Origin of the sequence: Rathayibacter sp. AY1C1, from assembly GCF_002932105.1 — a bacterium.
Taxonomy (GTDB): Bacteria; Actinomycetota; Actinomycetes; order Actinomycetales; family Microbacteriaceae; genus Rathayibacter.
The window spans coordinates 115,016-121,631 of record NZ_PSWH01000009.1; the positions used below are offsets into that span (position 1 = coordinate 115,016).

A 6,616-nucleotide genomic window follows, 5' to 3' on the forward strand; every position below is an offset into this window, starting at 1 on the left:
TGACGCGGCCGTCGACGGAGACACGCATGCAGACCATCAAGAAGGTGCTCAACTCGAGCGTCGTCCTCGTCGTCGACGAGCGCGGCGTCGAGCGCGTGCTCCTGGGCAGGGGGATCGGCTTCGGAGCGAAGGCCGGCGAGGCGATCGAGCCCTCGAGCGTCGACCAGGTGTTCGTGGCGCTGGACGACTCGGATCAGCGCAACCTCGTCGAGCTCCTGGCGCAGATCCCGCCGGAGTTCGTCGAGCTCACCCGCGCGGTCGTCGCCGACGCGGAGGAGCAGGGGCTGAAGCTCGACCCGCACGTGTACCTCGCGCTCACCGACCACCTGCACTTCGCGGTGGAGCGGCAGCGGCGCGGGCTCTCGGTCGCCAACCGGCTGGCCTGGGAGATGCGGACGGTCTACCCCGTGCAGTACGCGGTGGGGGAGCGGGCGGTCGAGCGGATGCGCGAGCGCCTGGACGTGGAGCTGCCCGCCGACGAGGCCGCGAACGTCGCGTTCCACCTCGCCAACGCGGAGCTCGGCAAGGTCGGGATCGACTCGCTCCGGATCGTGCAGCTCATCCGCTCGGTGACCGCGATCATCCAGCACTCCAGCGGAGCCGCGCTCGACCGCGACGACCTCCGCTCCGCCCGCTTCGTGGCGCACCTGCAGTACTTCGCCGAGCGCTTCTTCTCGGGCGGCCTGCTCGAGAGCGAGGACGACTTCCTCTTCACCAGCCTCAGCGCCCGCTACCCGCGCGCGATCGCCTCCGCCGAGCGGGTCCGCTCCTTCATGGCGGCCGAGTACCAGGCCGCCCTGCCCAACGAGGAGGTCGCCTTCCTGGCCCTCCACATCGCGCGCGCCGCTCCGGAGTAGCGCGCTGACCCCGGAGAACCGCATGCACCGCACCACCCCCGCCCGCCCGACGACGCCCGCGAGCGAGCGCCCGTGAGCGGCACGATCCACCTCGTCCGCCACGCCGAGACCCTCTTCAACGTCGCCGGCCAGCTGCAGGGCTGGTGCGACTCGCCGCTGACCGAGCGCGGCGAGCGCCAGGCGGCGGCCCTCGGCGAGCGGATGCGCGGCGTGCCGCTCGTCGCGGCGTTCACGAGCGACCTCACCCGCACCCGCACCACGGCGGCGGCGGCGCTCGCCGGGCACCCGTCGCTCGAGGCCGAGCCGATGGTCGAGCTCCGCGAGTGGCACTTCGGCGCCTTCGAGGGGCAGCCGAACGCCTCGCTCTGGGAGCCGGTGTTCGCCGACCACGGCTACTCCTACGTGCCCGCCTCCGCCGACTGGCCGCGGATGACCGACGCCGGTCTCGACTCGGTGCTCGACGCGATCCATCGCCACGACCCCTCCGGCCGGGCCGACAGCGGTGCCACCGTGCGCGCCCGCGTGGAGGCCGCGATCGCGCGGTTCGCGCCGGCGGCCGAGCACGGGGACGTGCTGGTCGTGACGCACGGAGCGGTGCTCGGGAGCATCCTCCGCGCGCTCGACCCCGCGCACCGGCCGCAGCGGGGCTACCCGAACTGCGCGGTCGTGTCGGTGACGGACGGCGTCATCGGCGAGGTCGACGGGAGCTGCGCGACGGCCTGACCCCGCCCCTCCTCCTCCACGGACGCCCCTGTGCGCTCCGGTCGCCGACCGGACGAGCACGGGGGCGTCCGTCGTGCTCGGGACGCAGGCGGCCCGCACCCGGGCCGCCCCCGGACCTGCACGCGCGGCCGCCTCGGGACCTGCACGTCCGGTGATGCGGGACCTGCACTTTCGGCCACCTCGGCGCTGTACCGAAGTACAGGAGCCCGTCGCGAGAGCGTCCGTAGCGTCTGAGGAGTCAAGAGAAACGACTTCGAGGAGATGACATGCGAGGGCTTCAGCTCAGCGGCGTGAGCCGTGCATTCGGCGGCCACCGGGTCCTGCACGACGTGGACCTGTCCGTGGGCCGCGGCGAGATCGTCGGCTTCATCGGCGGCAACGGCGCCGGCAAGACCACGACGATGCGGCTGATCCTGGGCCTGCTCACCCCCGACACGGGGACCATCACCTGGGACGGCGCGCCGATCACCGCCGAGGACCGCCGCTCGATCGGCTACATGCCGGAGGAGCGCGGCCTCTACCCGCAGATGCGGGTCCGCGAGCAGGTGATCCACTTCGCTCTGCTCGAGGGGCACGACGCCCGGGGAGCCCGTGAGACCGCCGAGGAGGTGATCGACGCGCTGGGCCTGGCCGAGCGGGCCGACACGCTGGTGCAGGACCTCTCGCTCGGCAACCAGCAGCGCGTGCAGCTGGCCGTGTCCCTGGTGGGCGATCCGTCGCTCCTGGTGCTGGACGAGCCCTTCTCGGGGCTCGACCCGGTCGCCGTGGAGACGATGGCCGGCCTGATCCGGCAGCAGTCCGCCCGCGGCGTCGGCGTGCTCTTCTCCTCCCACCAGCTCGACCTGGTCGAGCGCCTCTGCGACACCGTCTGCGTGCTCGACTCCGGCCGTGTGACCGCGAGCGGAGCGGTGGCCGAGCTGCAGGACGACGGCCGCAGCCGCTGGCAGCTGCAGTTCTCCCGCCCCCTGGACGACCTGCTCGTCGCCGAGCTCGGCGTCACACCGGGACTGTCGGCCGAGCCGGTCCCCGGTGAGCCGGAGTCGCTGCTCGTCTCGATCGAGGGCAGCGGCCGGGACGTCCCCGAGCAGGTGCTCGCGACCCTCACCCGCCACGGCGGCCTCCGGAGCATCCGCACCGAGCAGCGCTCGCTGACCGAGCTGCTGTCCGAGCGGCTCACCGCCGCCTCCACCCCTGCGGCCGAGCGCCGCCTCGAGATCCAAGGAGCAGGACGATGACCACCACGCACCCCCGCGCCGCCCACGCCCGGACCGCCGAGAGCTCCGCTCCTCCGACGCCGGCCCGGGGAGCCGCGACGATCGTCCGCCGCGAGATCCTGACCCGCACCGGGAACCGCACGATCCTCACCGCGACCCTCGCGCTGGCCGCGATCGCCGGCCTCGGCGCCGGGATCGGCGGCTGGTTCCTGGTCGACGCGACGAGGGAGGCGGGGACCGTGGTCCTCGACACCCGGATCCTGTTCGCGACCGCGATGATCAGCGCCCTGCTCGCCGCGATGGTCTACTCCTCGTCGAGTCTGGCCTCGGGGGTGGTCGAGGAGAAGTCGTCCCGGATCGTCGAGATCCTGCTGACGAAGATCGGCGTCGCCCCGCTGCTCGCCGGGAAGATGATCGGCGTCGGCCTGGTGACCCTGGCCCAGCTGCTCGTGATCGGCGGCGCCGTCGTCGGCGGGTTCAGCGTGGTCGGCGGGTGGTCGGTCCTCGAGATCGAGCTCGGCCCGAGCCTGGTCTGGTTCCTCGTCTGGTTCCTGCAGGGCTACGTGCTCTTCGCGCTCCTCAGCACCCTGCTCGCCTCGACCGTGTCGAGGCAGGAGGACCTGGGCACCGCCGCCATGCCGCTCTCCGTCGTGCAGATGGCGCTGCTGATCATCGCGCTCTACGTGGTGCCGGCGAACCTCGACGAGGCCTGGGTGCACGCGCTCTCCTTCGTCCCCCTCTTCTCCTCCTACCTGATGCCGATGCGCTTCGGCCTCGACTCGGTCGGCACCCCCGAGATGGTGATCGCCGCCGTCGTCGCCGCGATCACGGTGCCGCTGCTGTTCCGCCTGGTCGTCCGCGTCTACCGCAACAACGCGCTCCGCACCGGCTCCCGCGTCTCGCTCCGCGCCTCCCTCAAGGCCGCCGACGCCTCCTAGGCCCGGCTCCCGATATCCACCACCACCACCCCTCGGAAGGACACCACCATGACCACCTCGCGCACCGCCTCGACCCGCCCCTCGCCCCTCAAGAAGCTGCTCGTCAACACCGCCCTCCTCGTCGGGGGAGCGGGCGGCGCCTACCTCGTCGTCACCTACCTCTTCTGATCCGCTCGACCGACCGAAGGACACGATCGTGACTCTCCTCGCGACTCCCGGGCTCCGCCCCGCGACCCCCGGGCACCGCCCCGCGGATCCGGCGGCCCTCCGGGCGGCGGCCTCGACCGAGCGGCTGCTCGGCGGCGGACGCCACCGCGTCGCCGCGATCGACCGCCCCGCCTTCGCCGGCCGGAACGCGTCGTGGACGATGACCCTCGACGACGGCGCCCGCGTCTTCGTCAAGCACGTCTCGCCCCGGACGGCGGGCCCCGCGGCCTTCCGCCGCTCCAGGGACTTCGCCGGCTTCGCCGCCCGGAGCCCCGAGCACGCCCCGGCCGGACCCCGCCTGCTGGCGGCCGACGAGGACGACTCCCTGCTGGTGTTCGAGCACTGCCCCGGCACCAGCCTGGCCCTCCTGCTCGTGGAGGAGCGCGTCCCCGCGGACTTCCCCGAACAGGCCGGCCGGCTCCTGGCCCGGCTGCATGCCGGCCCGGTGGCGGGCCTCACCGCGACCTCGCACCCCAGCCCTCCCGTCGAGATGCTGCGCGTCGGCATCCCGCACACCCGCTACGTCGACCTCACCCTCGCCGAGCTCGCCTTCTGGGGCGACCTGCAGCACGACGAGCAGCTCGTCTCGGCCACGGAGGATCTCCGCGAGTGGGAGAGCGGCAACCGCACGGCCCCGATCCACGGCGACCTCCGCCTCGACCAGTTCCACCTCCGCGACGGGCGCCTCCAGCTGCTCGACTGGGAGGAGTTCGGGATCGGGGATCCGGCCCGCGACCTCGGCACGCTGGCGGGGGAGTGGATCCACCGCGCGGTGCTCGACACCGTGACCACCCGGGAGGGCGCCTCCGCTCCTCCCCTCGCCTTCGACACCGCGGCCGCGGACGCCCGCATCGCGGAGCGGATGGCGGCACTGGTCCCGAGGATCCGGCGGATGTGGCTCGCCTACGCCGCCGAGACCGCCGGCGCGGACGACGCCCTCGCCGTCCGCGCCACCGCCCACCTGGGCTGGCACCTCGTCGACCGCACCCTCGCCCGGGCCTCGATGGTCTCCCGCCTCCCCGGGATCGAGCGGGCCGCCGCCGGCATCGGCCGCCGCGTCCTGCTCGCCCCCTCCGCCTACTCCACCGCCCTCGGATTCGACAGGAGCCCGCGATGACCGCCCTCACCACCCGCTCCGTCCTCGACGAGGCCGTGATCAGCGTCGACGCCGCCCGGCTGCGGGCCGAGGTCGACGGGACCGTGATCGAGGCCACCGGGCCGATCGAGCTGCGGGCCCGACTCGCCGCCACCGTCTACACCCACCTGCACCTCCGGAACCCGCTGCTCGGCGAGACCGCCGGAGGCGACGGCCAGGACCTCGCCCCCCGGCTGATCGACGCGATCCCGCACCGCACGGTCCTGCAGCCCGCTCCCTCCGGGGTGCTCGGCTCCGCCACCGTGCAGGGGGAGGAGCGCCGGGTCGTCGAGCTGGGCCGCGTCCGGGTCCTCGTGCCCGAGGTCGATCTCGTCCGCTCCGCCGACGGGGCCGTCGCCGGCGTCCGGCTGCCGAGCTGGCGCACCCGCACCACTCCCGGCTACCTCCTCGCCCTCGGCCCGATGGGACTCGATCCCGCCGACCGGGTCGTGCGCCTCTCGCTCGTCGCCGACTCGGCGGAGGACGCGCTCGCCCTGTGGGGCCCGCTCCTGGAGGCGCTCGCCGCCTCCGGAGCCCGCCACCAGGCCAAGGCGCTCTCGGACCCGCGGGCCTTCCCCCGCTCCGACGCCCTCGTCGTCTACCTGCCCGCCGACTCCGCCGACGACGTCGCCCGGAGGGTCACTCCGCTGCTCGATGCCCGGCCCTCGCCCCGCACCGCCGTCTCGGCCTTCGCCGAGAGGCTCGCCGACGGCCTCGCCTACGCCGAGGACCCGGCCGACGAGCGCTCCTCCTACCGCGGACTGAGCTTCGGCCAGCACCGCTCCCGCGTCCTCGCCGAAGCGCTCCTGCGCTCCTCGGCCGAGACGATCCCCGCCGCCGACGCCTGGGCCGACGCCGCCCGCGCCGCGCGCATCGACCCGGACCGCCCGGGACTCACCGCCCGCTAGGGCCCCACGAACCTCCCCTCGATCCCGAGGGGACCACCACCTCAGCCCGAGGTACTCCACGAAAGGGACACATCATGACCACCATCTCCACCGACGCCCAGTCCGCCGACCTCACCGCCCTCGCGGGAGCGCACGACACCTTCGCCACCGTCGACGAGCTCGGCTCGGACGCCGCGACCGAGGCGCCCGCCACCACGCCCCTGTGCGTCGGCATCATCGTCGGCGCCACCCTCGGCGCGGGCTGCTGACCCGGCCCTCCTCCCGCCCGGGTGCTCCCGCAGCACCCGCTCCCCGGCCCTCCGGCCGGACCACCCGCACCACTCCCCGCACGACCCGGCGGATCCGCCGCCACCACTCATCCAAGGAGAACACCATGTCGACCATCACCGCCCAGACCGTCCAGTCCGCCGACCTCGCCGAGCTCGCCACCGCCCACGACACCTTCACCGCCGCCGACGAGATCGGCACCGACGCCGCCTCCGAGGCGCCCGCCACCACCCCGTTCTGCGCCGGCGTCATCATCGGCGTCACCCTCACCGCAGGGTGCTGACGGGCACGGGGCGACCGGTCCTCGACCGCGTCGCCCCGGCCCCTCCCGGGCGCGTGCCGTCCGCTCGCGCCGTCCGCCCATCCC

The 6,616-nt window shown here is 74.1% G+C and carries 8 protein-coding genes; all 8 read left to right on the plus strand.

Going from position 1 to position 6,616, the window contains the following annotated elements; translation table 11 throughout:
- Window positions 1-26 precede the first annotated feature (26 nt).
- Window positions 27-857 carry a PRD domain-containing protein gene (locus C5C71_RS06575; RefSeq protein WP_104337364.1) on the plus strand — a complete coding sequence of 277 codons (831 nt, stop codon included), beginning with the start codon at window positions 27-29 and terminating at the stop codon, window positions 855-857.
- A gap of 72 nt (window positions 858-929) precedes the next feature.
- A complete protein-coding gene (locus C5C71_RS06580) occupies window positions 930-1,580 on the plus strand; it encodes a histidine phosphatase family protein (protein ID WP_104337365.1) in 651 nt (216 codons plus the stop codon).
- A gap of 290 nt (window positions 1,581-1,870) precedes the next feature.
- The gene (locus C5C71_RS06585; RefSeq protein ID WP_258059358.1) at window positions 1,871-2,815 is read left to right on the plus strand and encodes an ABC transporter ATP-binding protein; all 945 of its coding nucleotides are present in this window, start codon (window positions 1,871-1,873) and stop codon (window positions 2,813-2,815) included.
- A complete protein-coding gene (locus C5C71_RS06590) occupies window positions 2,812-3,732 on the plus strand; it encodes an ABC transporter permease (protein WP_104225127.1) in 921 nt (306 codons plus the stop codon). The genes C5C71_RS06585 and C5C71_RS06590 overlap by 4 nt, the downstream gene beginning before the upstream one ends.
- A 196-nt stretch (window positions 3,733-3,928) precedes the next feature.
- Entirely contained in the window at window positions 3,929-5,056 is a 1,128-nt protein-coding gene (gene lxmK / locus C5C71_RS06595) for a class V lanthionine synthetase subunit LxmK (RefSeq protein WP_258059357.1), read from the plus strand.
- Window positions 5,053-5,982 (plus strand): T3SS effector HopA1 family protein, encoded by a 930-nt coding sequence (locus C5C71_RS06600; RefSeq protein ID WP_104256260.1) that lies wholly within the window; start codon window positions 5,053-5,055, stop codon window positions 5,980-5,982. Before lxmK ends, C5C71_RS06600 begins: the two co-directional genes overlap by 4 nt.
- Before the next feature lie 74 nt (window positions 5,983-6,056).
- Window positions 6,057-6,230, plus strand: coding sequence for a hypothetical protein (locus C5C71_RS17525; RefSeq protein ID WP_181027122.1), 174 nt, complete (start codon window positions 6,057-6,059; stop codon window positions 6,228-6,230).
- 125 nt (window positions 6,231-6,355) lie between these two features.
- A complete protein-coding gene (locus C5C71_RS17530; RefSeq protein ID WP_181027123.1) occupies window positions 6,356-6,532 on the plus strand; it encodes a hypothetical protein in 177 nt (58 codons plus the stop codon).
- The last annotated feature ends 84 nt before the right edge of the window (window positions 6,533-6,616 follow it).